Source organism: uncultured Massilia sp., assembly GCF_913773735.1.
GTDB lineage: Bacteria > Pseudomonadota > Gammaproteobacteria > Burkholderiales > Burkholderiaceae_D > Telluria.
Genome location: NZ_CAJYEB010000010.1, coordinates 115,311 through 141,136, shown reverse-complemented (window position 1 = coordinate 141,136; position 25,826 = coordinate 115,311). Strand labels below are relative to the sequence as shown.

Genomic DNA, 25,826 nt, shown 5'->3' with positions numbered 1-25,826 from the left:
CGCAATGTTTTCCATTATGCACCAGTATAGCGGGCCGCGCCATAGTCTGCCGGCCCGCGTGGCGACTGGGCGGATGGCTCGCTATTTTGCTCCAAATTCAACCTTCATGTCCCTCATCCTGTTCAACAAGCCATTCCAGGTGCTGTGCCAGTTCTCCGCCGAGGACGACCGCGCGACGCTGGCCGACTACCTGTCCATCCCGAACATCTATCCCGCCGGCCGCCTCGACGCCGACAGCGAAGGCCTGATGCTGCTGACCGACGACGGCCGCCTGCAGCACCAGATCGCCCATCCCGACCACAAGGAAGCCAAGACCTACCTGGTGCAGGTGGACGGCATGCCCGACGCCGCCGTCCTCGCCCGCCTGCAGGCGCCGCTGGACCTGGGCGACTTCGTCACCCGGCCGTGCCATGCGGTGCGCATCGCCGAGCCCGACTGGCTGTGGCCGCGCAACCCGCCGATCCGGGTCCGCCAGGACAAGCCGACCAGCTGGATCGCGATCACGCTGGAAGAAGGCAAGAACCGCCAGGTGCGGCGCATGACCGCGGCGGTCGGCCTGCCGACGCTACGCCTGGTGCGCTCGCGCATCGGCCCGTTCTCGCTGGCGACCCATCCGCTGATGCCGGGCGAATGGATGGAAGTGCCGGCAACCGAGGTCAACGGCAAGCGCAGGCCATGACCGCTTGAGGAACAACAAACCGGGGTCAGAGCCGGGCTCTGACCCCGGTTTGAGGCAGGTTAACGAAAAAACCCGCTGGACTTGCGTCGAGCGGGTTTTCATCCTTGCGCCGGCGCGGCCTGGGCCGCGCTTGCCGGGGACCTACGGAAATTAAGCCGACAGGGCCTTGATGGCGGCCGACAGGCGGCTCTTGTGGCGAGCGGCCTTGTTCTTGTGGATGATTTTCTTGTCAGCGATGCTGTCGATGGTCGAAACCGATTTCTGGAAGATTTCGGTTGCGGCGGCTTTGTCGCCAGCCTGGATGGCCTTGCGAACGGCCTTGATTGCGGTACGCAGGGTCGAGCGTTGAGCCGAGTTGTGTGCGTTTTGCTTAACTGCTTGACGAGCGCGCTTGCGTGCCTGTGCGGTATTTGCCATGGAAGTTCCTAATCTGGGTCAAGTTGCGTTTGCAAACAACATTGTCAGTCAAACCGGCCCATTCCAGTGCCTGCTAAACATTTGTGTCTGCTAACTGAATTCAATACAGCCCTCGATTATAGCGAAGGTTTCATCGCTGGGCAATCAAAAGTGCAGCCCATCGACCGGCCGTGCCGAAAAAAACGGCAACGGTGTTGCATCCCGGTCAAGCCGCACCGGATGGTTTACATGCGGAACGAAAGCAGTTGCCCAGCTATAATCCCGGGCTATGAACCTACTCCGCACCCTGGCAGCCATCTCGAGCATGACGATGCTGTCCCGCATCACCGGCCTGCTGCGCGACACGCTGTTCGCGCGCGCCTTCGGCGCCAACGACTACACCGACGCCTTCAACATCGCCTTCCGCCTGCCCAACCTGCTGCGCCGCCTGTTCGGCGAGGGCGCGTTCTCGCAGGCCTTCGTGCCGATCCTGGCCGAGTACAAGACCAAGCAGGGCGAGGCCGCCACGAAGACCCTCGTCGACCACGTCGCCACCACGCTGGTCTGGGCCACGCTGGTCACCAGCATCGTGGGCATCGCCGGCGCCCCGCTGATCCTGCTCGTCATCGCCGGCGGCCTGGAAGGCCATGCCTTCGATGCCGGCGTGGTCATGACGCGCCTGATGTTCCCTTATATCCTGTGCATGTCCTTCGTCGTGCTGGCCGGGGCCATCCTGAATGCCTGGCGCGAATTCAAGATTCCGGCGTTCACGCCGGTGCTGTGGAACCTCTCGTCGATCTTCTTCTCGCTGTTCCTGGTGCAGTATTTCGACGTGCCGATCTATTCGATGGCCGTGGCCGTGATGGTCGGCGGCCTGCTGCAGGTGGGCCTGCAGATCCCGGCCCTGAAGCGCATCGGCATGCTGCCGCGCCTGTCCTTCAATCCGCTGGCCGGCCTGCGCGACCCCGGCGTGCGCCGCATCCTCAAGAAGATGGGGCCGGCCGTGTTTGCCGTCTCGGCCGCCCAGATCAGCCTGCTCATCAATACCAGCATCGCCTCGCGCCTGGGCGCCGGCAGCGTCTCCGTGCTGCAGTATGCCGACCGCCTGATGGAATTCCCGACCGGCATGCTGGGCGTGGCGCTGGGAACCATCTTGCTGCCCAGCCTGTCCAAGGCCAATGCCGAGGGCGATACCGCCGAGTATTCGGCCCTGCTCGACTGGGGCCTGCGCCTGACCTTCCTGCTGGCCCTGCCCGCCGCCGTCGGCCTGGCGGCGCTGGCCCAGCCGCTGATCGCCGCGCTGTTCAACTACGGCGCATTCAGCGCCGACAACGTGGCCTCCGCGACGGCGCCGCTGATGGCCTACGCGGCCGGCCTGCTGGGCATCATCCTGGTCAAGATCCTGGCCCCGGCCTTCTATGCGCGCCAGGATATCCGCACGCCGGTGCGCATCGCCGTCGGCGTGCTGTTCGCCACCCAGGCGATGAATGGCGTGTTCGTGTTCCTGCTGGGCATGGGCGTGGCCGGCCTGGCGCTGTCGATCGGCCTGGGCGCCTGCATCAACGCCGCCTTCCTGTACAAGGGGCTGCGCCGCCGCGGCATCTATGCGCCGTACGCCGGCTGGCTGCCGTTCCTGCTCAAAGTCGTCGTCGCCGTGGCCGCGATGGGCGCGGCCGCCTGGTTTGCCCAGGCGCAGTTCGACTGGGCCGCGCTGCGCAGCCACCCGATCCTGCGCCTGGCCACGCTCGTCGCCATCATCGGCGCCAGCGCGGCCGTGTACTTCGCCGTGCTGCTCGCCCTGGGCTTCCGGCCGCGCCACTTCATGCGCCGCGCCAAATAGACAAGCCACTTCCTTGCGGAAGCGGCGCCGCCATGCTGATTCCGCAAGGAAATAATGTCAACTGACTTGGATGCATTGCAACTGTAGGACTAGCACAAGTCAGCCCGCACGAGAAATAAAATCATCAAATTCAGCGTTCATGATGTAAAAGCACGTCGTTTTTAAACGACGTTGCTCATATACATCAAAAATTTCCAAGGGGAATTTTCGTAGATCTACCGTGATCTTCACCGATCTGCGTGCAAATGTATTTTCTTAATTCAATATTTGCACGAAAATAACTAAAAAAAAGTTGAGCATAGGAAAAATCGATGCCTACAATAGCTCATCCGTGAACGCAGTATCGCCCCAGATCATGAAACAATTTGCCTTCCGCACCGCCTTCGCCGCCAGCCTCGCCGTCCTCCTCGCCGCCTGCGGCGCCAACGACGTCGACGACCTGTCCACCCGCACCGCCGCCATGTCGGCCAGCTCGGTCGTGGCCGTCAACAGCCCGGCGCCGGACTGCGCCGCCGAAGGCTGCAGCAGCCTGCGCATCATCGACGCCAACGCCGAAACCTACCGCTACGACGCGCTGCGCCGCGCCGCCGCCGACCCGCAGTCCTGATGTCTCCCGTGGCGGCCGCGCACGCCGCCGCTGGCGCCGCCGCTAACGCCGCCCATAGGGCGCCGCCAGCGGCTCGCCGATGAACACCCCCTGCGTCGGCCACGCCACGCTCTTCCAGTAGGCTTCGATCGCGCTATTGCCTTGGACATAGTGCTTTAGCAACACACTGGGATTGGGGAATTTCTGCCAATAATTGCACGGCTCGCTGACGGTGCCGTAGCTGGCGGTGGCGCCCGCCTCCAGCCAGCGCAGGCTGCTCATCTGCGCATCGCCCAGCAAGTCGCCGCCCAGCGATGTCAGGTGGTCGGCCAGCGCGCCCGGCAGGAAGCCCAGCGTCTCGAGCTTGGCGACCTGGGCCATGCCCGTCTCGTAGATCATGATGTCCTTCACGCCCTCGAGCACGTCCGCCTGCATGGTCTTCGTGGCCAGCTTGCGCGCGGCGATGCGGCCCGGCGGCGGGAAGAAGGCGGCGCGCGAGTTGCGCGCCTTTTCCGAGGTCTGCAGGAAGTAGGCCGTGGCCGGCACCACCTGGAAGCCGGCGCCGGCGCCGCGGTCGATCAATGCCTTCGCCGCCTCCACCGACTCGGTCGGCAGCAGCATCGACAGGCGGATCCCCAGATCGGTGTACGGACGCGGCGTCGTCGCATTGAAATAGGGGCTGGGGCGCCCGGCGGCGCAGGTCTTCGCGCACTGGTCGCGGTCGAACCCCAGGCTGTAGGCGCCGGTGATCGCATTGCATTCGACCTTGTACGGCGCCGTCCAGACCATCAGCACGGCCTGCACCTCCGGCTTCAGCTGCCCGTCGATCTCTTCCTTGAGCGCCTGGAAGCGCGATTCGCTGATCGCGTGCGGCTTGCCGGGGATGCGCACATGCACGACGTTGGCCGCCGGGATGCCGCGCCGCTGGCGATAGTACGCACCGATCCTGACGCTGTTCGGCTCGGCGTCGTTGATGACGATGGCCAGTTGCTCGGGTTGCAGTCGGGGAACGCTCGTGAACTGGGCGCGGGCGGGGAGCGAACAGGACAGCATAAGGGCCAGCAACAGGCCGGCGCAGGCGGACAGGAAGTGTTTCGGCATCGATGTCGTCGTCTCGTGGTCGAAGGAACGGGAGCTCCGTGCTCCCGTCCATCATGCCACAATTGCAACGACTGCAACTTACGCGAGGCTTATCCTCGCCGCCTCCTGCGCACGGCCAGGCCGACGACGCCCATGCCGGCCAGCAGCATCGCCGTCGACGCCGGCTCCGGTACCGGCGAGATCGAGAACACTTCCAGCCCATTGACGTGCAGCGCCTGGCCGCCGACGCTGCGGTCGACGATGCTCTTGCCTTCGTCCAGCGGGTCGCCGTAGCTCAGTTGCCAGGACAGCGCGCTCTCGAGGTTCTGCGTCACGACCAGGTCGGGGCCGACGCCGAACATCGGGCCGGTGCCCAGCGAATTGAAGGTCTGGAACTGGCCCTGGCTGGGCAGCACGTAGCTGGACAGGATCTGGCGGTAGACGGCCGGCTCGGTGAAGTTGAACAGGAAGGCGGTGCGCTGCCAGTCGCGTTCGGTCTGGTGCCAGCCGCCGCTCGACGCCCAGCTCTGCGGGTTGTAGCCGCCGACCAGGAAGCTCTCGCCGCTGTCGTTGGACAGCTCGATCAGGGTGAAGGTGGCGCCCTTGCCGTCCGCGCCCGCGTGGAAGTCGGCCGAGGTATCGCCGTCCTGGCGCGTGTACACGTTGTTGAGGTTGAACTCGCCGGCACCGAGCCAGCGTTCGAGCTGGGCGTGCCGGCCCGCGTCCAGCAGGTCCGAACCGCCGATGATGTCGCCGGCCGCCGCCGGTCCGGCGATGCCGGCCAGGGCCAGCGCCAGGCTGCCCGCCGCAATGATCGTCTTCATGATGTCTCCCCGAGGGTAATCGACGAGTCATTGTATGACGCGCATCAGGACGGCTACGCACTGTAGACCTCGGGAAATTCACCCGCCGCACGGCAAAAAAAAACGCCGCCTCCGCGCGGACGCGGGGCGGCGGGGTCATGCGAAGGCAGTCAGGCGCGCTTGTAGATGTCCTCGAACCGCACGATGTCGTCCTCGCCCAGGTAGCTGCCCGACTGCACCTCGATCAGGTGCAGCGGCAGCTTGCCCGGGTTTTCCAGGCGGTGGGTCATGCCGATCGGGATGTAGGTCGACTCGTTCTCGGCCAGCAGCGTGACCTTGTCGCCGCAGGTGACGCGCGCGGTGCCCGACACCACGATCCAGTGCTCGGCGCGGTGGTGGTGCATCTGCAGCGACAGCTTCTCGCCAGGCTTGACGGTGATGCGCTTGACCTGGAAGCGGTCGCCCGCATCGATGCCCTCGTAGTAGCCCCAGGGACGGTAGACGCGGGTGTGGTGCAGGTGCTCGGTGCGCTCCTGGCCCTTCAGGTGCTCGACCACGTTCTTCACGCGCTGCACCTGGTCCTTGTGGGCCACCAGCACGGCGTCCGGGGTTTCCACGACCACCAGGTCCTGCACGCCGACCACGGCGACGATGCGGCTCTCGGCGCGCACCAGCGTATTGGTGGTGTTGTCGAGGTAGACGTCGCCGCGCTGCACGTTGCCGTTGGCGTCGCGCTGCTGCACGTCGGCCAGCGCCGACCACGAGCCGACGTCGCTCCAGCCGATGTCGGCCGAGACGACGACGCCGTCGCGCGTGTGTTCCATCACCGCGTAGTCGATCGAGTCGGACGGGCTGGCGCTGAACGCCGCTTCGTCCAGGCGGCAGAAGTCGAGGTCGCGGTAGGCGTCGTTCACGGCCGCGCTCGCCGATTTGGCGATCTCGGGCGCGTGCTTCTCGATCTCGGCCAGGAAGCGGTCGGCACGGAACATGAACATGCCGCTGTTCCAGTAGAAGCCGCCGTCGGCCACGAAGCCCTCGGCGGTGTCGCGGTCGGGCTTTTCGACGAAGCGCTCGATCTTGAAGCAATCGTCGCAGCCCGGCAGCGGCTCGCCGCGGCGGATGTAGCCGTAGCCGGTTTCCGGCGCGTCCGGCACGATGCCGAAGGTGGCCAGCGAACCGTCTTCCACCAGCCTGGCCGCCCGTTCGACGGCCAGGCGGAAGGCCTCGTTCTTCTCGATGACGTGGTCGGCCGGCAGCACCAGCATGACCGCCTCGGGATCCTGGGCCTGGAGGAATTGGGCGGCGGCGGCCACGGCCGGGGCCGTGTTGCGGCCGGCCGGCTCCAGCAGGATGCCGTGCGGCGTGATGCCGATGTCACGCAATTGCTCGGCCACCAGGAAACGGTGCTCATTGCCGCAGACGATCAGCGGCGCCATCACCCCCGGCCAGCCCCGGACCCGCAAGGCGGTTTCCTGCAGCATGGTCTTGTCGGTCACCAGCGGCAGCAACTGCTTGGGCATCACAGCGCGCGACAGCGGCCACAGGCGGGTACCGGCGCCGCCGGAGAGGATGACTGGATAAATTTTCATGCGCTAACTTTCTCTAACGTGGATTCTGTCTCTTCGTCGACTTCCTTGCGACGGCTACGACGGCGGTCGCGCGCATTGAGCCATTCGTCGGACTTGTATTCCGACGCGTGCTTCATCTGGCCGGCGCGGTCGATGCCGTACTCCTTGAAGACGATCATTTCATGCAGGGTGACATCGTTCAGCACGCGAGTATATTCGAAAAGCACGCTGCGAACGATTTCGGCGCCCTCGCAGATATGGCTGCCATGGCCGATCCAGGTCGGGCCGATGATGGTGCTGCCGGCCTCGATCTTGACGCCCGAGCCGATATAGACGGGACCCTTGATCGTGGTGCCGTTCCAGTCGATGCTGGTGTTCAGGCCGGTCCACAGGCCGGGTTCGATCTGGATGCCCGGCACGTCCATGTGGTTGACCTCGCCGGTCAGCACGTTCTGCAGCACTTCCCAGTAGTCGCTCACGCTGCCGATGTCGAGCCAGTTGAACGGGCGGCCCTGGGCGTAGAACGGCATGCCCTTCTCGGCCAGCAGCGGGAACAGCTGGGAGCCGATGTCGAACTCGACGCCCGACGGGATCAGGTCGATGACTTCCGGTTCGAAGATGTAGATGCCGGTGCTGATGAAGTTCGACAGCGCCTCTTCCTGCTTCGGTTTTTCCTGGAACTGGGTGATGCGGCCTTCCTGGTCGGTGACGACGACGCCGTAGCTCGACACCTTGTCCCACGGGACTTCCTTGGTGATGACGGTCGCCATCGCGCCCTTGCGGCGGTGCTCCAGCAGCGCCGCCTTCAGGTCGAGGTCGATCAGCGCGTCGCCGCACAGGACGATGGTGGTGTCGTCGAAGAAGCCGCCGAATTCCTGGATCTTCTTCATGCCGCCGGCCGAGCCGATCGGCACCGCCACGACTTCGCCGTCTTCCTTCGTGTAGCCCTCGAAGGAATAGCCGATCTGGACGCCGAACTGCTCGCCCTCGCCGAAATACTCCTCGATCTTTTCGTGCAGGTGGCTGACGTTGACCATGATCTCGGTCACGCCATGCTTGCGCAGGTGTTCGATCAGGTAGGCCATCACGGGTTTGCCCAGTACGGGAATCATGGGTTTCGGCAGGTCATAGGTCAGTGGACGAACACGGGTGCCTTTGCCTGCTGCGAGAATCATCGCTTTCATGGGTATGTCCTTGGTTATTTTGACGTAGTCTGGTAGCGCCAGGAATCTGCACACATTTGTGCGATGTCACGCTGCGCCGTCCAACCGAGTTCCTCGCGGGCGCGGGTCGGGTCGGCGTAGCACTTGGCGATGTCGCCGGGACGCCGGTCGACGATCTGGTAGGGAATCGGTTTGCCGCATGCCTGCTCGAAGGCATGGATCATTTCCAGCACACTGTTGCCGTTGCCGGTACCGAGGTTGTAGGTCAGGAGGCCGGCGCCCTGCCCCAGCTTGTCCAGGGTCTTGACGTGGCCGATGGCGAGGTCCACCACGTGGATGTAGTCGCGCATGCCGGTGCCGTCCGGGGTCGGATAGTCGCCGCCGAACACGGACAGCTTCTCGCGCTGCCCGTTGGCGACCTGGGCGATGTAGGGCACCAGGTTGTTGGGGATGCCGTTCGGCTCCTCGCCGATCAGGCCGCTTTCGTGGGCGCCGACCGGGTTGAAATAGCGCAGCAGTGCGATGCGCCAGTCCGGCTCGGCCTTGAACAGGTCGCGCAGGATGTCTTCGATCATCAGCTTGCTGCGGCCATACGGATTCGTGGCCGACAGCGGGAAGTCCTCGCGGATCGGCACCGAGGCCGGATCGCCGTACACGGTGGCCGAGGACGAGAACACCAGGGTCTTGCAGCCGTATTTCGCCATCGTCTCGAACAGCGCCACGCTGCCGTAGACGTTGTTGTCGTAGTAGCGCAGCGGCTGCGCCACCGATTCGCCGACCGCCTTCAGGCCGGCGAAGTGGATCACCGCGCCGATCTCGTGGGCCTGGAACACCGCCTCCATCGCCGCGCGGTCGCGGATGTCGCCCTCGACGAACGCGAAGGGCTTGCCGGTGATGCGGGTCACGCGCTCCTGCACCGAGCGGCTGGCGTTGGACAGGTTATCGTACGCGACCACGTCGTGGCCGGCGTTCTGCAGCTCCACGACCGTGTGCGAGCCGATGTAGCCCATGCCGCCAGTAACCAGAATTTTCATAGTGCTTTCTTTCTACATGTAAGTGTTGGCAGGCGCCATGCCGTGGCTGGCGCGTTTTTTATTGTGCTCGGCGGCCACGCGGGCCGCCATCCCTGTTTTGTCCTAACTTTGTCGCAGCGGCGTCTAGCGCCGCGTCGCTTCCTTGACGAACAGCCAGACGAAGGCCATGTCGTCGATGAAGTAACGCCGGAACATGCGGCGCGGCTCCTGCAGGAAGCGGTAGAACCATTCCAGCCCGGACTTCTGCATCCAGACCGGCGCGCGCTTGACGTGGCCGATCGCCACGTCGAACGTGCCGCCCACGCCCATCGCGAACGGGATCTTCATCTCGGCCTGGTAGCGGCCGAGGAACTGTTCCTTCTTCGGCGAGCTGATCGCCACGAACAGCAGGTCGGGCCGCGCGTCGCGGATCTGCGCGACCACCTGCGCCTCTTCCTGTTCGCCCTTCCAGTAGCCGTTGCGGTAGCCCGCCAGCACCAGCTCGGGGTACTTGCGCTGGTAGGTGCTGGCGACCTTGCTGACGACCTCTTCCTTCGCGCCCAGCAGGAACACGCGCCAGCCCTTCTCGCCGGCGCGGCGCATCAGCGCCTCGAACAGGTCGACGCCCGCCACGCGCTCCTTGAGCGGCTTGCCCAGCAGGCGCGAGGCCCAGACGACCGGCATGCCGTCGACGTTGACCAGCGCGCAGTCGTTGATAATCTGGCGCAATTCCGGATCGCGGCTGGCCTTGACCAGCTTGTCGACGTTGACGACGACGTGCTGGTGCGGGCGGCCGCTCTGGATGAAGCCCTCGACGGTCTGCAGCGTCTCCTCCATCGACAGGTTGTCGATCGCGCAGCCCATCATCGTGACGCGCTCCGCGGGGCGCTGCGGCGTGTGCGTGTTCATGCGACCTCCCTGGCCAGGACCTCGACGATGCGCTCGGCGGCGCGGCCGTCCCACAGGTGCGGACGGCGGCCCTGCTTGCCCTCGCCCTGCAGGATGCGGCGCGCCTCGCGCACGATGGTGGCCGGATCGGTGCCGGCCAGCACGTTCGACCCTTCGTCGACGGTGACGGGGCGCTCGGTGTTCTCGCGGATCGTCACGCAGGGCACGCCCAGCGCCGTCGTCTCTTCCTGCAGGCCGCCGCTGTCGGTCAGCACCACGGCGGCGTCCTTCCACAGGTTCAGGAACGCCATGTAGGCCTGCGGCCCGGCCAGCGCGATGTTCGGCCCGAGGTCGATGCCGAACCTGTCCAGGTTGGCGCGCGTGCGCGGGTGCACCGGGAACATCAGCGGCAGGTCGGCCGCGATGTCCTTGAGCGCGCCGGCGATGCGGGTGAACGTGTCCTTGTCGTCGACGTTGCTGGGGCGGTGCAGCGTGACCACGCCGTAGCGCCCGCCCGCTTCCTGGCGCGCCGCCTTCCAGGCGCTCGTCTCGAAGCCGGACGTGTCCGCCGTTTCCAGCTTGTGCGCCTGGTACAGCACGTTATCGACCATCACGTGGCCGACGTAGTGGATCGCGGCGTCGCGCTTGCCCTCGCGGCGCAGGTGTTCCACGGCGGAGGGCTCGGTCACGAAGAACCAGTCGGCAATGCTGTCGGTGACGAGGCGGTTGATTTCCTCGGGCATCGCCATGTCGAAGCTGCGCAGTCCCGCCTCGACGTGGGCGACCGGGATGTTCAGCTTCTTGGCCACGATCGAGCAGGCCAGCGTGGAGTTCACGTCGCCGACCACCAGCACGGCGCCGGGACGTTCGGCCATGCACAGTTCCTCGAAGCCGAGCATGATCTTGGCGGTCTGCTGGGCATGGCTGCCGCCGCCCGCCGCCATGAACACGTCCGGTTGCGGAATGCCGAGTTCCTCGAAGAACACGTCGTTCATCTCGCGGTCGTAGTGCTGCCCCGTGTGGACGATCTTCCAGGTCAACGCCTGCTGTTGCTGGAGTGCACGCACGATCGGTGCGATCTTCATGAAGTTGGGCCGCGCGCCCGCCACCAGATATATCAGCATGCATTCCCTTTCCAGTTGGGTCCCGGCCCGCAGCGGACGGCCGGCGCGTCATGGCGCCAGGCGATGTCCTGCTCGAAACATGCTGACGGCGTGCTCAGCAACGGATCGCGACGAGGACTGTTAAAAAAACGTTATTGTAAACCTGCACTCCACGGGCACGGCGGACGATACGGTACTGATCTTGAGCACGTCGCACGGCTGCCTGGCCTCGTAGCAGCGCGAATACCAGCCCAGCGGCGGATTCTCGTGCCCGCGCACCAGTTCCAGCTTCAGGTCGGCCCCGTGCGCGTGCATCTGCAGCGCGAAGCGCTCGCCGCGCACGTGCAGGCCGGCGCTGTTCAGGCGCACGTCCAGGCCCGGCGCGAAGTGCCAGAAGATCTCGGCCTGGTGGTGCTTCTTGGCCGCCACCTCGTCGCGCACGACCAGCGTCGAGGTGGCCGCGTCGAAACGCACGCTGCGCATATGGCGCACCGGGTCGGCCAGGCGCTCGTAGCCGTCGTGCGAACCGCGGAAATCGAATTCCTGGGGCGACTGCGGCATGCGCTCGATCGCCGCCTTCGCCTTCTTCAGCCACATGAAGCGCCCGCCCGAGACCGACTGGTCGAGGCCGTCGATGCGCAGCGTGTTGTGGGCCGACGTGCCGCGGAAATAGTCGCGCCACTTGGATTCCTGCCAGTACGAATAGGTGCCGGGATCGACCAGGCACTCCTCGCCGCCCACCGACAGGGTGACGGCGAGCGCGTCGGCATGGCCGTGCGCGGCGATGCCGAGGTAGCCCAGCGGGCCGCAGTCGACCATGCCCTTGATCTCGTTCGCCTCGCCGAAATGGGCGCCGAACAGCAGGTAGCCGCCGTCCGGGAAGGCCCAGCCGGTCTCGGACTCGTGCGGATCGGCCTCGGGCCGCTTGCCCGGCAGCGCGTGCAGCAGCCAGCGCACGCCCGGATGCGCGGGCTGGCCCTTGCGCAGCACGGCGTCGCCCAGCGCCAGCAGTTGCGCGGCGCGGTCGCTGCCGGCCTCGTCGAGGCGGAACACGATGCCGTCGTCGGCGTCGCCGACCATCGGCACGTTGCCGCCGACGTCGCGCACGGAGCGCAGGAAGCGCAGCGCGCGCTGCAGGCTGGTCCAGTAGGCGCGCGAGAACGGGTGGTCGCAGGCCTGGCCGACGAGGCCGGCGACGAACAGGAATTCGCTGGAAAACACGTGGTAGGCGAACGCCTGCTCGCGGTTCACGCCGTCGCGCGAGAACTGGGCCTGGGCCTCGTGCTCGAGCTCGCGGCGCGCCTGTTCCAGCCAGGCGCCGGACGACTTCCAGCACGGCCAGATCGAGGCGCCCACGTACAGGCCGGCCAGTTCGCCGATCAGGTGGTTGTTGGCCGACGAGTGGCGCGACAGGTGGCGCGCGATGGCGCTGCAGTGGGCATGGATGGCGTCGAGCCAGTCGGCGCGCAGGCGCTGGCCGTCCTCGCCGGCGAACAGGCCGCTGCCCTCGCCGCCGATCAGCTGCCACGCCAGCGCCCAGTTGATCAGGCGGATGCCCAGTTCCAGCGAGCTGGTCCAGTTGGGACCGACCAGCGGCGGGCACTGGTCGAGCCAGCTGCGCAGCTGGTGGTGCAGCGCATGCAGCCAGGCCACGTCGTTGGTCGCGGCCCAGGCCTGGGCCAGGCGCACGAGGTGCAGGTGGCGGTTGAGTTCCCACACGTGCTTGATGTCGCCCACCAGCTCGCGGTTGGTGATGGCGATGTCGCCGGCGAAGATGGACGGGCCGACGACGCCGCTGTCCGGGTCGCGGTTCCACACCGGCGGCATGCCGACGTCGAAGCGGCGGTTGGCGAACAGCACGACGTGGCCCGCGCAAATGCTGTCGGCGTCGGCCAGCAGGCGCTCGCGCTCGCCCGGCGCCAGCTGCGGCGCGCCGTGGACGGCGAAGGTGCGGGCGCGCGGCAGCGGCGGCGCGGTGCGCAGGCGCACGCGCTTGGCCATGCCCTTCGCCGCCGCCTGCTGGATGCGGTAGCCGACCTCGGCCACCGACATGCAACGCAAGCGGTTGACCAGCCACACCATGCCCGTTGCTTCGCTCATCATCTCGTCCCCGCCAGTTCACGGTAGAGGGCGGACAGCTGCCCGCACACCACCTCGGTTGAATAGTGCTGCTCGATCGTGGCGCGCGCCCGCTGCGCCAGCCGCGCGCGCAGGGCGGCGTCGTCCAGCACCCGCGCCAGCGCCGCGGCCAGCGCCGGGGCGTCGCGCGGCGGCACCAGCAGGCCGTTGTCGCCATCGCTCACCGTCTCCGGGATGCCGCCCACGCCGGTCGCGACGACCGCCTTGCCCGCCGCCATCGCTTCCAGCATCGACATCGGCAGCCCTTCCGCATGCGACGGCAGGCAGAACGCGCTGGCGCGCGCCAGTTCGGCGTCGCGCCGCTGCGGGCCGACCCAGCCCAGCAGCTCCAGTCGGTCGCCGATGCCCAGCTGCTCGGCGCGGCGCCGCAGCGCCTGCACGTCGGCGTCGCTGCCCTCGCCGCCGAGCGCCAGGCGCAGGCGCGGATGGGCGCCCGCCAGCAGCGCGGCCGCGTCGAGCAGGTCGAACACGCCCTTGGCCGCCTCCAGCCGCCCCAGGAACAGGATGCGCCCCGGCTCTTCGCGGCCCGGCGCGGGCGGCGCCGGCAGGGGCACCGAATTCGGCACCACGGCCACCCTGGCGCGCGGCGCGAAGCCGTGCACGAAACCGGCCCAGCCCTCGGACAGCGCGATCACGATGGAACTGCTTTCCAGCGTGTGGCGGATCCAGCGGCGCATCAACGGCCCGCTCTCCTGCGTGGCGAAGGTCCGGAAGCCGCCGCCGTGCAGGTGGAAAATGGTCTTGCTGCCGGCCAGGCGCGCGATCAGCAGCACGATCGACTTGCGCAGGAAGCTCGCGTGCGATGCGGCGTGCACGTGCACGACGGCCGGATGCTGCGCGACGCAGGCGCGCGCCAGTTGCCAGAACCCGGCCAGCGCGCCGCGCGCCTTGGCCAGGCGCGAGCCGTCGGCATGGGTGGCCACGTAGCGCACCGCCTCGCGTTCGAACAGGCCGTGGCGGCGCAAGACGGACACCACCGCGGCCACGCCGCCGCGCCCTTCCAGTGCGGTACCGACCATGAGGACGCGCGGCGCCGGCGCCTTCACGCGCGCGCTCCCGTCCGCATCGTCACCGGCATCCACGCTTGGCACAAGGCATCCACCCTTAGTAATCGGGCAATGTTTCGATCATACATCAGCCGTTTCCCGATGCGCGCACGCTTCATCGTCCGGCTCCGCCGTCGGCGATGGCGATGAACTCGAACTTGCCGTTCGGCCCGCGCGGGATCGCGTCGACGCGCTCCACGCGCACCTGCACGCCGGGCACGCGCAGCAGGAACTTGTCCACCAGCGCGCGCGCGTCGGCATCCGTGAAGCCGTCGGTGGCGACGACGCGCAGCACGAACTCGCCGGCGCCGCGGTACAGCACCTGGCCCTCGACCAGGTGGCGGTCGTGCCCCTGGAAGATGCGGTCCAGGCGCGCGACGAGGCGGCCGTCCGGCAGCGTGACGATCTTTTCCTGGCGCCCGACCACGGCGCGCACGGTCGGGAACGCCCGGCCGCAGGGACAGGGCGGCTCGTCCGGTCCGTGCGGGATGACGGTGTCGCCCGTGCGGTAGCGCTGCAGGGGCATGGCGGCGTTGTTCAGCGTGGTGCCGACCAGCTCGCAGGCCCCGTCCTCCCGTTCCGTCGGCAGCAGCGCGACGCCGCTGTAGTCGGTCAGCACGTGGTAGCTGCCGCGCTCGCACGTGCCGATGGCGGCCACGCGCTCGGCCTGGCCGTACCAGTCGTAGACGCGGGTGCCGAAGGCCTTCTCGACCGCCGCGCGCACGTCCGGCTCCAGGGTTTCCGACGACGTCATCACGCCGCGCAGCGCCGTGCCGCGGTAGCGGCGCCCGGCCGCGTTGAGCCAGGCGGCCAGCGCCGCGATCGAGGACGGATAGGCGTGGATGACGACGGGGTCGAAGCGTTCCAGGGCATCGATGTAGCGGCCGATCGTGTCGCCGGACAGGTGGTAGGACGACATCATGAGCATGTTGCCGATCCAGTCGCGGCACCAGTACCTGCCGTCGCGCGGGTGGTCGGCGCAGACGATGTCGCCGCGGATCCAGGCGCGGCGCTGGCCGAAGCGCCAGCCGATCCAGCGCAGCTGGCGGTAGACGAAGCCTTCCTCGCGCACCAGGTTGCCGACCGATTGCACGATGGTCAGCGGCGAGCCGGACGTGCCGCTGGTCTTGATGGTGGTGCGCAGCCACGACCCGGGACCGCGCGGGCGCACCAGCCGCTGCGGGTCGCGGCGCACGTCGGCCTTGGTCAGCACCGGGGTGCCGGGCGCCAGGCGCGCCAGCGCGCCGGCGTCGCCGTCCAGCGCCACGCCCAGCTTGCGGGCACGGCGCGCGGCGTAGTCGGCCAGGCGCGAAGGCGCGCGTTCGTTGGCCGCCAGCGCCGGGTAGACGAAGGCGCGTCCCCAGATGTTGCGGACCAGTTCGCGCGCGAGCGAACGCAGCGAAAACTTCAGCGAATAGGTCCAGGTCGACATGCTTGCCCTTACTCCATCAGGATTTTTTTGTAAATTTTTGCAACATTCTGGCCCAGAATAGCATACGTCCGATGCTGTCTTACGTACGCTGGGCCACGTAACGCGAACGCTGCCGCGAGCGCCCGGTCGTGCAGCAGGCGCAGCGTGGCGGTGGCGAACGGCTCGGCTTCCATCGGCACGCACAGGCCGGCGCCGCTCTCGTCGACGACCAGCTGCTGGTCGGGAATGTCGTTGGCCACGCTGGGGATGCCCAGCGCCAGGTATTCCACCAGCTTGGTGGGCGAGGACACGTCGAACAGCGTGCCGCGCGGGATCGGCGACAGCCCGACCTCGGCGCGCACGGCATAGCCCAGCGCCGTGCGCTGCGGCAGCCAGCCGGTCAGCAGGACGTGGTCTTCCAGGCCGCGCGCGGCGATGGCGCCGCGCATCCAGGCCATTTCGTCGTCGGAGGGCGCGTCGCCGGCGATGACCAGCAGCGTTTCCGGCAGCGCGCGCCGCAGTTCGTCGGCGACGTCCAGCAGGAAGTCGGAGCGGCGCGACTGGGCGATGCGGCCCAGGTAGAGCACGACGCGGCGCCCGTCCAGGCGCGCATCCTGCACCGGCTCGATGCCCGCGCGGTCGAACAGCGCGGCGTCGACGCCCATCGGCACGGCCGTCATGCGCGCGCGCGAAAAGCCCTTGGCGGCCAGCCAGTCGGCCATGGCGTCGCTCTGCACGAAGATGTGGCGCGCGCCGGGCAGCACCAGCCTGTAGATGGCCAGGCGCGAGGCCGCCGCGCGCAGCGCGTGCGCGGCCCAGCGGAGGCGGTTGGCCAGGCCCGTGCGGCGTCCGATCTCGTCGCGGCGCACCTCGAAGCCCTCGACGATGGGAAACGACATCCAGTACACGAACGGCACGCCGCGCACGGCCGCGACCAGGCGCCCGAGCACGCCGCTGGCGATCTTGTCGCGCACCTGGATGCAGGCCGGACGGCGGCCGCGCAGCGCGCGCAGCACGCCCAGCAGGTCCCACAGCGGCGAGCAGACGCTGGCGAAGCGGCTCCTGAGCGAACCCACCACGTGCATGCCGCCGGCCGGCCAGGGAGAGCCGCCGGCGCCGTCGCCGCCGCCCTGCCCCACCAGTTCCGTCGCCACGCCATAGCGCGGCATCTCGGTGCCGAACAGCGTGAGCACGTCGGCCCGGATCGGCGGCAGGGGGTCGCGGACGACGAAGACGATGGGACGGACGCCGGCAGGCGCCGTGGAGGGATGACTGCGCATGGATTCCTTGCCGTAAAAACAAGAGACAGGGCCGATTCTAGCGCATCTGCCGCGCCGCACAATTGCGGGCCGTCGCGCCGGCCGGGCGAACGCCGGCCGGCGATTCCGTTCAATTCCTGAAAGAAATTTTCATTTCATGGCCCCGGATGACATTTTCTTTCACCCAGGCAAGCCAACCACGCTCAGGCGCCGACGGCGCCGGCGCGCAGCGCGAGCAGGCGCGGCAGGAGCGCCGCGCTGGCCCGGCTGTCGAGCTTGCGGCAGAAATGGGCGCGCGAGGCGACGATGCGCTCGAAGTCGCCCTCGTCCAGCACCTTGGGGTTGCGCGCTCCGTGCTCGGGCCACTGGACGTAGCGGAAGTTGCTGCCCAGGACGCGCTCGCGGAACGGCGAGTCCATCACGAGGGTCTGGAAGAACATCTCGTCCGGGCAGGCGGCGCGGCGGAAGAAGCGCGCCAGGCCGGGCTCGCGCGCGACGCGCCCGAGCAGCATGCGCACGCAGTCGCGCGACAGCGCCCACCAGGACGAGCCGCCGTACGGCCGCAGGCCGCCCGGCAGGCGGCGCGTGGCGCCGGCGGCGCGCAGCAGGCGGTTGGCCAGCGCGCAGGCGACGCGCTGCAGCCGCGACGCGCGCGCCGGATAGAAATACTGGTAGCGGTAGTCGGCCGCCCATTGCCCGGGCGCAGGGCCGATCGCCACGGTGTCGAGCAGTTCGCGCCCCGCCAGCGCGGCCAGCGCCTCCTTCAGGGCGGCGTTGGACAGCAGCGGGAAGTCCTGGGCGCTGAGGAACAGCACCTTGTCGAACGCGGGCACCTCGGCGACGATCTGGGCGAGCGAATTGAGCACGGCCTGGACCTGGCTGAAGGTGCCCCAGTGGACGTCGACGCGGTCGGCGACGAGCCGCGCGCCCGGATGCACGGCGGCCGGGTCGAGCGCGCACTTGCGGTCGAGGTTGACGTAGACGACGAAGTCCTCGTCCTGCAGCTGTTCGACCAGCGCATTGAGCTGGGCGATGTCCTTGTGGGCCTGGATCAGGAACACCTGTGTCGTCATGGGCATCGTTCGGTCGTTGAACATGACGGGGACGAAAAAAAATCCCCCGCGGGCGCAAGCCCGCGAGGGACATGGCCAGCGCGCCGAGTGTAGCACGGCGTGCCGGCCGACCAGGAAACGGTTGGCGTAGGGCCGCCTCAGTTCAGCGTGACGCTCTGGCCGCCGACGGTGACGGTGCGGGTCGAGCCCGAGGTCGCCACCTTGACCGTCGGCTTCTTGCAGCCCACGTCGATCAGCACCAGGAATTCGCCGATCGACTTGCCGTCGTTCTTCAGGTAGAACGCGCCGTGCGACTCGGTCACGCCCGACTTCGGCGCCGGCCCGCTCCACTTGGCGAACGGCGCATTGCCGTTCAGGTCGCGCAGGCAGACCGACTGGCCGCCGGCGGCGATCTTGACGGCCGACGTGCTCTCGACCGTGATGGCGGCGGGCGCGTGCATGTTCCACTCGTAGGTGTGGGGCACGGTCGCCTGCAGCTTGTCGCGCACGACCATCGCGTTCTCGCCGTGCAGGTACCAGATCTGGCGCTTGGCCATCGTCAGCTGGCCGCCGTAGGACGGGGTCGCGTCGCCCTCGGCGTAGTCGTAGGTCGACTGGGCCGAGAAGCCGGTGATGCGGCCGTTGCGCTGCAGCTGCTCGCGGTAGCCGTCGACCAGCTGGCCCTTGCCGCCGTCGAAGGTGATCGCGTTCTGCGACTTGGTCTGGTGGTACCAGTCGGTCCACAACGGCGAGCCGTACCAGTCGTACCAGCCGGCCTTGACCAGCAGCGGCTGGCCGGCGACCGACAGCAGCAGGCCGTTCTGGTCGCCGTGGCTGTGGTTGAACGAGCCGTAGGGGCTGGACTTGAAGTAGAACGAGGTGCGGTTCTGGTTGCCGATGTCGCTGTGCATCGCCACCCAGCCGGTGCTCGGGTAGTAGGCCGAGCTCGACGGCGGGATCTTGAGCTGGGTGCCGGCCACCGGCATCGGGTACGGCGCCTGCAGCACCGACATCGAGTCTTCCAGGCCGCCCAGGTTGGCCACGTACCAGGCCGCGCGCGGCGACACCATGCGGTTTGCGAAGGCGCGGAACACGCGCTGGTCCGGCTTGGTCTCGGAACCGTCGCCGAAGGCGTGGATCTTCGAGCCCGGCGGGATGAACTGGGTCGCGAAGTCGAGGAAGCCCAGGGTCCACGGCTTGGCGTACAGGTTCAGGCCGGTCGCCTGGACCATCGGGTCCCACAGCGCGACCATGTAGCCGGCCGCGTACTCGGCGTAGGCGGTGCCGTTGGCGTAGCCGCCTTCCGGGCCGGCCCACGGCGACGGCGTGTTGACGTAGGCGCGGAACGAGAAATCGAACCACTTCTGCGCATCCGGCACGTCGCCCAGCGCCAGCGTCGAGATCAGCGCCATGAAGATCATGCTGGTGTTGCCGTGCGAATCGAACGGATACTGGTCGAGGCGGCCGTTGTCGCCGGCCAGGTTGCCGAAGATTTCATTGCCGCGCACGGTGACGACGTTCAGCCAGCGGGCCTTGCGCGTCGCGTCGACGCCGCTGCCCAGCAGGTCGACGCCCTTGACCAGCGCGAGCGCGATCTGGCGCGTGGCCTGGTCCTGGTTGGCGTAGCTGGTCGGCCCCTTCGGGTTCAGCGACGCCAGCTGGTCGCCGCGCTTCAGGGCTTCGGTCAGGTATTGCTGGTCGCCCTTCAGGCGCCACATCAGGGCGGCCGCCTCGAGCTGGCGCGACGCTTCGTTGATGCGGTTGCGCACGTCGGTCTGCTGCGAGGCCATCGAAGCGGTCAGCGGCGAGGCGATGGCGATCGGCCAGCGCCCGTCGTTCAGGTCGGGCAGCGCGCCCATCTGCAGCTTGACTTCGTTGGCCAGGCGGCTCAGGTAGGGCTCGAGGTCGCCCTTCTTGGCCGAGTTCCAGGTCGAGAACGCGGTGAACGACGACGGCAGCGAGCGCGGGCGCGCCTTGGCCGCGATGCGCGCACGCAGGGTGGCGTTGTCGGGCACTTCGAACACGGTCGACTTGCTGGTGATCGCGAAGGCGCGCGGGCTCGACCAGTCGCTGGCGCCGGCCGGGCGCACGCGCCAGGTGTAGTTACCCAGCGCCAGCGCCTTGGTCGGCAGGTACCAGTTGCGCTCCACGGTGGCCTTCACCGGCGAGCCGCCCGCCGGCGTGATCTCGATCTCGTAGCTGGCCGGCCCGGTCGGGTGGCGCGCCCAGAAGAAACCTGGCGGATTCTGCGCCTGCACGGCGCCGTTGGCGGGATTCGGCTGCACGACCAGGGGATCGGTCGACTGGGCCCAGTCGGCGTGCGCGTTGAACGAGCACAGCAGCGCAGACATGGCAGCTGCGACGGCAAGCGCCTTCCGGTGAACTTTCATGATGATGCTCCGAGAAAATGTAACAGAACTGCTGGGATGGCCCGGCGGCGTGGCGCTCGGGCACGGTAACTTCAGGAAGATCGCCCCAGTAACCGAAAAGCGTTCTTCATCTCGGATTTATAGTACCCCAAATCAATTGACGTGCGGCAAAATTCCCTTAGAAATCAAAGATTTTTCACCCCCATCGCACAAAACCAACGCTTGTAAGGACACCCTGTCAAGCGCAATCTTTCCAGCTTGTCCAGGACCGTTTTTTAACTGAAAAGATTGTCTGGAAACTGTGCGGACAAAATGGCAACCGTGTCGGAAATGCCATGCGGGCCGCCGTGTCTGCGCGCGGGAACGGGGCGCCGCCGCCGCGCGGCCCGTCCTGCCGCGCGCCGCGGCGCCCGTCCCGCTGGCGCGCCTCAGTGCGCGGCCTGCGCGCGCAGGTCGCGCATCCGCTTCATGTAGCGCAGGCAGTAGATGCCGAAGGCCAGCGGCGCCCGGTTCATGTAGCGCTTGCGCACCTGGAATTCTTCCTGGCGCGCCTTGATCTTGTTGGCCGACGAGACGCTGCCGGCATGGTCGCGGAACACCGTCAGCGGCCGGTCCACGGTGGCCGGGCGCGCCACGCGGCCCAGGCGCAGCCACAGGTCGATGTCCATCGCGTACTTCAGCTTCTCGTCGAACATGCCGACGCGGCCGAAGGCGCTGCGGCGGATGAACACGGCCGGATGCGGCACCGAGGCGCGGCCCGCGGCGAACGAGCCGTAGCTGAACGGCAGCATCGGATACGGCGGCACCAGTTCGCCGTCCTTGAGCACCTGGACGGTGCCGTAGACCCAGTCGACGCGCTCGTCGGCGAAGCGCCGGGCTACCGTTTCCAGCACGTCGTCGCTGGCGTAGTAGTCGTCCGAATGCAGGTGCGCCACGAATTCGCCGGTGGCGGCCTCGATGCCCTGGTTCATCGCGCGGCTGATGCCGCCGCCGACGTCGCGCAACACCCGCTTCCTGCCCGGGTAGGCGGCGATCATCTCGAGGGTGCCGTCGGTGGAGCCGCCGTCGACGAAGATGTGCTCGACGTCCTGGCAGGTCTGGCGCTGGACCGAGGCGAGCGTGTCGGCCAGCGTGGCGGCGCTGTTCCAGGTGCAGGTCACGATGGAGAACGTGGGCTTGTGGCTCGCGCCGTGGGTGTCGTTCAGGTCATTCTGCATAAAAGTCCAGTATCCGTGGAATGGCGTTGAAAACGTCCATGGGGAAGGAATCGGGCAGCGGCACCGTCACGGGCGGCCGCCCGAGCTGCTCGACCAGCTGCTGCACGAGGCGCGGCATGGTCTCGGCCAGGCGCAGCTGGCCGTCGTAGTACTGGTAGGCGGCCAGCTCCGGCGTGCCGCCGCGCGCCAGCGCCAGGCATTGCCTGCCCAGCGCCAGCGCTTCCAGGATCGTGGTCCCGCACGGCTCTTCCCAGACCGACGGGATCACCAGCAGGTGGCTGCGCGCCGACATGCGGATCACCTCGTCGTAGGGCTTCCAGCCCAGGAAGCGCACCTGCGGCCCCGCATGGCGCCGTTCCAGCTCGGCGCGCAGCGGGCCGTCGCCGATGATCGACACGCGCGCGTGCGCCGGCAGCCAGCCCTGGATCTGGGCCAGGAATTCGCCGAAGCCCTTGCCGGCATCGATGCGCCCGACCAGCAGGATCTCGCCCGCCGCCACCTCCGCCGGCGCCGCCGCGCGCTCGCGCAGGTAGGGATAGCGGATGAAGTTGTGGATCACGCGCGCGCGCGACAGGTCGGCGTCCGGCACCGCGCGCAGGAAGGCGCGGCGCAGGAAGTCCGAGACGAAGATCGTCTTGTGGCGCGAGAACGCGTCGGCCGTCTCGGAGCGGTAGCGGCGCACGGCCATCCCCGACATCGAGCGGCGCAGCGTGTTCGGCGCCGGGTGGATGCAGGTGGCGCAGTCGCGCGCGTCGAGCGCCGTGCAAACGTGCTCGCCCTTGAAGCGCAAATGGATCACGCATTCGCTGCCCTGGTCGTGGCGGGTCTGCACGAAGTTCACGCCCCGCGGCACGTAGCGTCCCGCCATCGGCAGGTGGCCGTGGTAGTGCACGACGTCGTAGCGGGCCGCCTCGCGCAGCAGCGCGCGGGCGATCGTGCGCGCGAACCAGGGGCGCTTGACCGGGTTGAAGAAGCCGAGCTGCGATTCCTTCCAGCCCGGGCGGGAAAAATCGAAGCCCGGCAGCAGCCGCCCGCGAAAGCCGATCTCGGCCGCGCTGCCGGCATGGAAGCGGTCGCTGCGCCCCATGATGTCGACCGCGTGCCCCTGCTCCAGCAACGCGTTCGACAGCGTCACCACGTGCTTGCCCAGGCCGCCGATCTGCGTGCCCGGCAAGTCTTCGGAAACCATCAGGATCTTCAAACCGTCTTCCTTACCGATAACAGCCCCTTCACCCGGGTCCAGGCCAGGTCCTTGTCCGACTTCTCGATGACGAACAGGCTGCCGTAGGCCAGCAGCAGGCCGCCCGTCAGCAGCACCAGCAGCGCCAGGTCGACGGGCCCGCCGTCGAAGGCGCGGTTGGCGGCGTGCGCGGCCAGCGCCACCAGCGCCACGCCCAGGCTGCTGGGCAGGTAGGCCTTGCGCGCCAGCTCGCCCAGGCGCGTGGGCACCGTGCGGCCGTGGACGGCGACGAGGAAGGCGCAGGTCAGCAGCACCGAGGCGATCAGGTGGCCCCAGGCCGCGCCGTCGATGCCCCAGCCGGCCACGCCGAGCCAGACCACCAGCAGGCCGAAGCCGGCGCGCGCCAGCGCGAACAGGCCGGAATAGCGCGGATGCCCCATGCCGTCGTTCACCAGGGACGGCAGGCTCGTCAGCGAGTCGATGAATTGCGACAGGGCCATCACCGCCAGCACCACCTGCCCGGCGCGGGCGAACTGCGGGTCCATCCAGTAGTACAGGATCTGGTAGGAGAACACCGCCACCAGCACCAGTACCGAGGCATTGATGAACACGACGTAGCGGCTGGCCTTCAGGTACAGCCGGTTCAGGCGCTCCAGCTCGCCGCGCGCGGCCAGCGCGCTGGCGGCCGGGAAGAACACGCCGGACAGGCGGTAGGTCAGGCCCAGGATGCGGTTGGCCAGCGTCGAGGCGACCGTGAAGTATGCCAGGCCGGTCACGCCGACCAGGGCGCCGATGATCAGCTTGTCGGCATAGGCGTAGGACAGCGTGGCGAAGCGGCTCAGGAAGGAGTACGCCGAAAAGCCCAGCAGCTCGCGCCTGAGCGCCGCCGTCGGCCGCCGCCACGCCAGGCCGGGCAGCAGGCGGCGGATCCAGAACGCCAGCACGCAGCAGTGGATCGTGCTGGTGACCACGCGCAGCAGGATCACCTCGAACAGGCCGTAGCCCAGCATCAGCACGCCGACCGTCAGCAGCGGCACGCCGGTGCCGAACAGCATCTCGATGCGGCTGGCGATGTCGTAGCGCATCAGCGACTGCGGGATGCTCTGCAGGTAGCTCTGCAGCTGGCCGATGAAGAAGCCCAGCGCGGCCAGCTTGAGCGTCGCCACCGCCTCGGCCTCCAGCGCCGGCGGCACCGAGAACACGCGCGTGACGAGGAGATGGGCGCCGACGTAGATCCCGAGTCCGCCGACCAGGCCCAGCAGCGAATACACGGACAGGCCGAAGCACACGGTCTCGTTGATGCGCTCGCGGTCCTTGTGCGCATTGAACTCGGCGATGTACTTGACGGACCCGGCGGTGACGTTGATGTCGATGACGGCGAAATAGCCGACGATGGCCGTCACCAGCGAATACACGCCGTAGCTGGCGTCGCCCAGGCCCTTGACCACGAGCGGCACGGTGCCGAGCGCGACCAGCGCGGGAATCGCGGCGCCGAGCAGGTTGGAGACGGCATTGCGGAGCAGGCTCAGGTTCATGGACGCCCCGTCATGCCGTCACCGGATAGCGGCGCGGCGCCGGCGCCATGCCGTAGGCGCGGCGCGCCGCCTGGGCCGGCTCGGCCACGGCCGCCGCGCGCAGGCCGGCCATCGCCACGTACGGCAGGGCCAGGCAGACGGCCAGCATCTGCGTCGTGCGCACCTGCGGGAACGGCGTGCCGATCAGCAGGTCGGGCAGCATGAAGGCCAGCCCGGCGGCGCCGGCCGTCGCCAGGCCCAGCAATTCGGGCGGCAGCGTGCGCAGCGCGCGGCGGGTGAAGGCCATGAACGCCCAGATCGTGCCGCACAGCAGCACCAGCCCGGGAATGCCGGCCTTGAGCGCGATGTGCAGCACGCCGCTGTGCAGGAACAGGCCGCCGTCGTGGCCGGCCTGCCAGGAAATCTGCTGGTAGCCGGCATAGCGGCCCCAGCTGCCGATGCCGGTGAACAGGTGGTTGACGAAGTCGGCCATGGCGAACTTGAGTTCCAGCACGCGCTCGCTCTCGGCGCCGAAGCGCTTCGATTCCATGTCGTAGAACAGGCTCGACAGGCCGCCGCTGGCGCCCTTGGTCTGCCCCAGGCGCTTGACGGCCGCGTACAGCAGGCCGGCGCCGACCACGGGCAGGCCCAGCACCGCCATCTGCACGCGGCGCTGCAGCGGGAAGCGCATCATGATCACCAGGAAGGCCAGCAGGAAGCCGATCCAGGCGCTGCGGCGGTAGGACAGCACGATGCAGGCGGCCGTCATGCCCAGCGTGGCCCAGTCGACCATGGTCCAGAACTGCGAGCGCTTGTGCTTGACCACCTGGAACAGGTTGACGGCCGCGATCGCGAAGGCGACCGTGCACAGCAGGCTGTCGTTGATGTCGAAGAAGGTCAGCTTGATCTTGATCGCGTTCATGTTCGCGTAGACATTGTTCGGGTCGCCGCCCAGCACGGCCCAGCGCGCCAGGCCGAAGCCGGCGCGCACGAGGCCCGCCAGCAGGATGAAGCGCGACAGTTCGATCACGTGCTCGCGGGTACGGAACGACAGCAGCATCAGCGAAACCAGCGGGGCCATCCAGACGATGTTCGAGAAGCCGGACGGGGCCAGCGCCTCGGCCAGCGTGACGTTGGAGAACAGCGCCACGGCGACGTGGCCGCCCAGCAGCAGGAACCAGGCCAGGAACCAGGCGCGCAGGTTGCACGGCGGCGCCTGGTAGCGCTGGAAGCCCGCCGAGACGCGCGCGCAGATCCAGGCGCCGAACATGCACCACAGCAGCAGCGGGAACAGCAGCACGCCCGAGCCGCGGCTGTAGATGCCGGGCGCCGACGCGGCCAGCGCCCCGTAGCTGGTGGAATTCTTGAAGAAGAACACGGCCAGGTAGCCGTAGACCAGGAAGCGCGGCCACACCATGCCCACGCCGACGCCGACGATCGAGCCGATCGCCAGCGCCACGACGGCGATGAAGGGGAGCGAGGTGTAGAGGTAGAGGAGGACGGTCTGCATGCGGTATCCG

At 68.0% G+C, this 25,826-nt stretch carries 21 protein-coding genes; 3 read left to right on the top strand and 18 right to left on the bottom strand.

Translation table 11 applies throughout. The features are described from left to right. The first annotated feature begins 106 nt into the window (after nt 1-106). The gene (locus QZ749_RS04085) at nt 107-679 is read left to right on the top strand and encodes a pseudouridine synthase (protein WP_296943555.1); all 573 of its coding nucleotides are present in this window, start codon (nt 107-109) and stop codon (nt 677-679) included. A gap of 150 nt (nt 680-829) precedes the next feature. Here the strand turns inward: QZ749_RS04085 and rpsT are convergent, their stop codons facing one another. Further along, the gene (gene rpsT, locus QZ749_RS04080; RefSeq protein WP_296943552.1) at nt 830-1,096 is read right to left on the bottom strand and encodes a 30S ribosomal protein S20; all 267 of its coding nucleotides are present in this window, start codon (nt 1,094-1,096) and stop codon (nt 830-832) included. 268 nt (nt 1,097-1,364) lie between these two features. Here rpsT and murJ point away from each other — a divergent pair, with 268 nt between their 5' ends. After that, a complete protein-coding gene (gene murJ / locus QZ749_RS04075) occupies nt 1,365-2,915 on the top strand; it encodes a murein biosynthesis integral membrane protein MurJ (RefSeq protein ID WP_296943549.1) in 1,551 nt (516 codons plus the stop codon). 355 nt (nt 2,916-3,270) lie between these two features. Beyond that, nucleotides 3,271-3,522: a hypothetical protein gene (locus tag QZ749_RS04070; RefSeq protein ID WP_296943548.1), complete on the top strand. Its 252-nt coding sequence runs from the start codon at nt 3,271-3,273 to the stop codon at nt 3,520-3,522. Between the two features lie 42 nt (nt 3,523-3,564). On the opposite strand, the gene QZ749_RS04065 is transcribed toward QZ749_RS04070, so the two are convergent. The 17 genes from QZ749_RS04065 to QZ749_RS03985 form a co-directional block, all read right to left on the bottom strand. Continuing rightward, nucleotides 3,565-4,602, bottom strand: a complete 1,038-nt coding sequence (locus tag QZ749_RS04065; protein ID WP_307726648.1) for a TIGR03790 family protein — start codon at nt 4,600-4,602, stop codon at nt 3,565-3,567. Between the two features lie 89 nt (nt 4,603-4,691). Next, nucleotides 4,692-5,405: a PEP_CTERM-anchored TLD domain-containing protein gene (locus tag QZ749_RS04060; protein WP_296943546.1), complete on the bottom strand. Its 714-nt coding sequence runs from the start codon at nt 5,403-5,405 to the stop codon at nt 4,692-4,694. A 149-nt stretch (nt 5,406-5,554) separates the two neighbouring features. Continuing rightward, entirely contained in the window at nt 5,555-6,973 is a 1,419-nt protein-coding gene (locus QZ749_RS04055) for a mannose-1-phosphate guanylyltransferase/mannose-6-phosphate isomerase (protein WP_296943544.1), read from the bottom strand. Continuing rightward, nucleotides 6,970-8,136, bottom strand: a complete 1,167-nt coding sequence (locus QZ749_RS04050; RefSeq protein WP_296943543.1) for an NDP-sugar synthase — start codon at nt 8,134-8,136, stop codon at nt 6,970-6,972. The genes QZ749_RS04055 and QZ749_RS04050 overlap by 4 nt, the downstream gene beginning before the upstream one ends. A 14-nt stretch (nt 8,137-8,150) precedes the next feature. Then, on the bottom strand, nt 8,151-9,149 hold the full coding sequence (gene galE / locus QZ749_RS04045; RefSeq protein ID WP_296943539.1) for a UDP-glucose 4-epimerase GalE: 999 nt from the start codon (nt 9,147-9,149) through the stop codon (nt 8,151-8,153). A 123-nt stretch (nt 9,150-9,272) separates the two neighbouring features. Continuing rightward, a complete protein-coding gene (locus QZ749_RS04040) occupies nt 9,273-10,037 on the bottom strand; it encodes a WecB/TagA/CpsF family glycosyltransferase (protein WP_296943536.1) in 765 nt (254 codons plus the stop codon). Next, nucleotides 10,034-11,140: a non-hydrolyzing UDP-N-acetylglucosamine 2-epimerase gene (wecB, locus tag QZ749_RS04035; RefSeq protein WP_296943533.1), complete on the bottom strand. Its 1,107-nt coding sequence runs from the start codon at nt 11,138-11,140 to the stop codon at nt 10,034-10,036. The genes QZ749_RS04040 and wecB overlap by 4 nt, the downstream gene beginning before the upstream one ends. A gap of 120 nt (nt 11,141-11,260) precedes the next feature. Beyond that, nucleotides 11,261-13,222 (bottom strand): alginate lyase family protein, encoded by a 1,962-nt coding sequence (locus QZ749_RS04030; RefSeq protein ID WP_296943531.1) that lies wholly within the window; start codon nt 13,220-13,222, stop codon nt 11,261-11,263. After that, entirely contained in the window at nt 13,219-14,340 is a 1,122-nt protein-coding gene (locus tag QZ749_RS04025; protein WP_296943529.1) for a glycosyltransferase family 4 protein, read from the bottom strand. The genes QZ749_RS04030 and QZ749_RS04025 overlap by 4 nt, the downstream gene beginning before the upstream one ends. A 79-nt stretch (nt 14,341-14,419) precedes the next feature. Then, nucleotides 14,420-15,736 (bottom strand): phenylacetate--CoA ligase family protein, encoded by a 1,317-nt coding sequence (locus QZ749_RS04020; protein WP_296943527.1) that lies wholly within the window; start codon nt 15,734-15,736, stop codon nt 14,420-14,422. 8 nt (nt 15,737-15,744) lie between these two features. Further along, nucleotides 15,745-16,995: a glycosyltransferase gene (locus QZ749_RS04015; protein ID WP_296943525.1), complete on the bottom strand. Its 1,251-nt coding sequence runs from the start codon at nt 16,993-16,995 to the stop codon at nt 15,745-15,747. Between the two features lie 182 nt (nt 16,996-17,177). Continuing rightward, nucleotides 17,178-18,053 (bottom strand): beta-1,6-N-acetylglucosaminyltransferase, encoded by an 876-nt coding sequence (locus QZ749_RS04010; protein ID WP_296943523.1) that lies wholly within the window; start codon nt 18,051-18,053, stop codon nt 17,178-17,180. Between the two features lie 131 nt (nt 18,054-18,184). Further along, on the bottom strand, nt 18,185-20,377 hold the full coding sequence (locus tag QZ749_RS04005) for a heparinase II/III family protein (RefSeq protein ID WP_296943521.1): 2,193 nt from the start codon (nt 20,375-20,377) through the stop codon (nt 18,185-18,187). 446 nt (nt 20,378-20,823) lie between these two features. Continuing rightward, nucleotides 20,824-21,612 (bottom strand): glycosyltransferase family 2 protein, encoded by a 789-nt coding sequence (locus QZ749_RS04000; RefSeq protein WP_296943519.1) that lies wholly within the window; start codon nt 21,610-21,612, stop codon nt 20,824-20,826. Then, nucleotides 21,602-22,801: a glycosyltransferase family 4 protein gene (locus tag QZ749_RS03995; RefSeq protein ID WP_296943517.1), complete on the bottom strand. Its 1,200-nt coding sequence runs from the start codon at nt 22,799-22,801 to the stop codon at nt 21,602-21,604. Before QZ749_RS03995 ends, QZ749_RS04000 begins: the two co-directional genes overlap by 11 nt. A gap of 8 nt (nt 22,802-22,809) precedes the next feature. Then, nucleotides 22,810-24,327 (bottom strand): oligosaccharide flippase family protein, encoded by a 1,518-nt coding sequence (locus QZ749_RS03990; protein ID WP_296943514.1) that lies wholly within the window; start codon nt 24,325-24,327, stop codon nt 22,810-22,812. Nucleotides 24,328-24,337: 10 nt separating this feature from the next. After that, complete coding sequence (locus tag QZ749_RS03985) at nt 24,338-25,816, bottom strand: O-antigen ligase (protein WP_296943511.1); 1,479 nt, start codon at nt 25,814-25,816, stop codon at nt 24,338-24,340. Between the last annotated feature and the right edge of the window lie 10 nt (nt 25,817-25,826).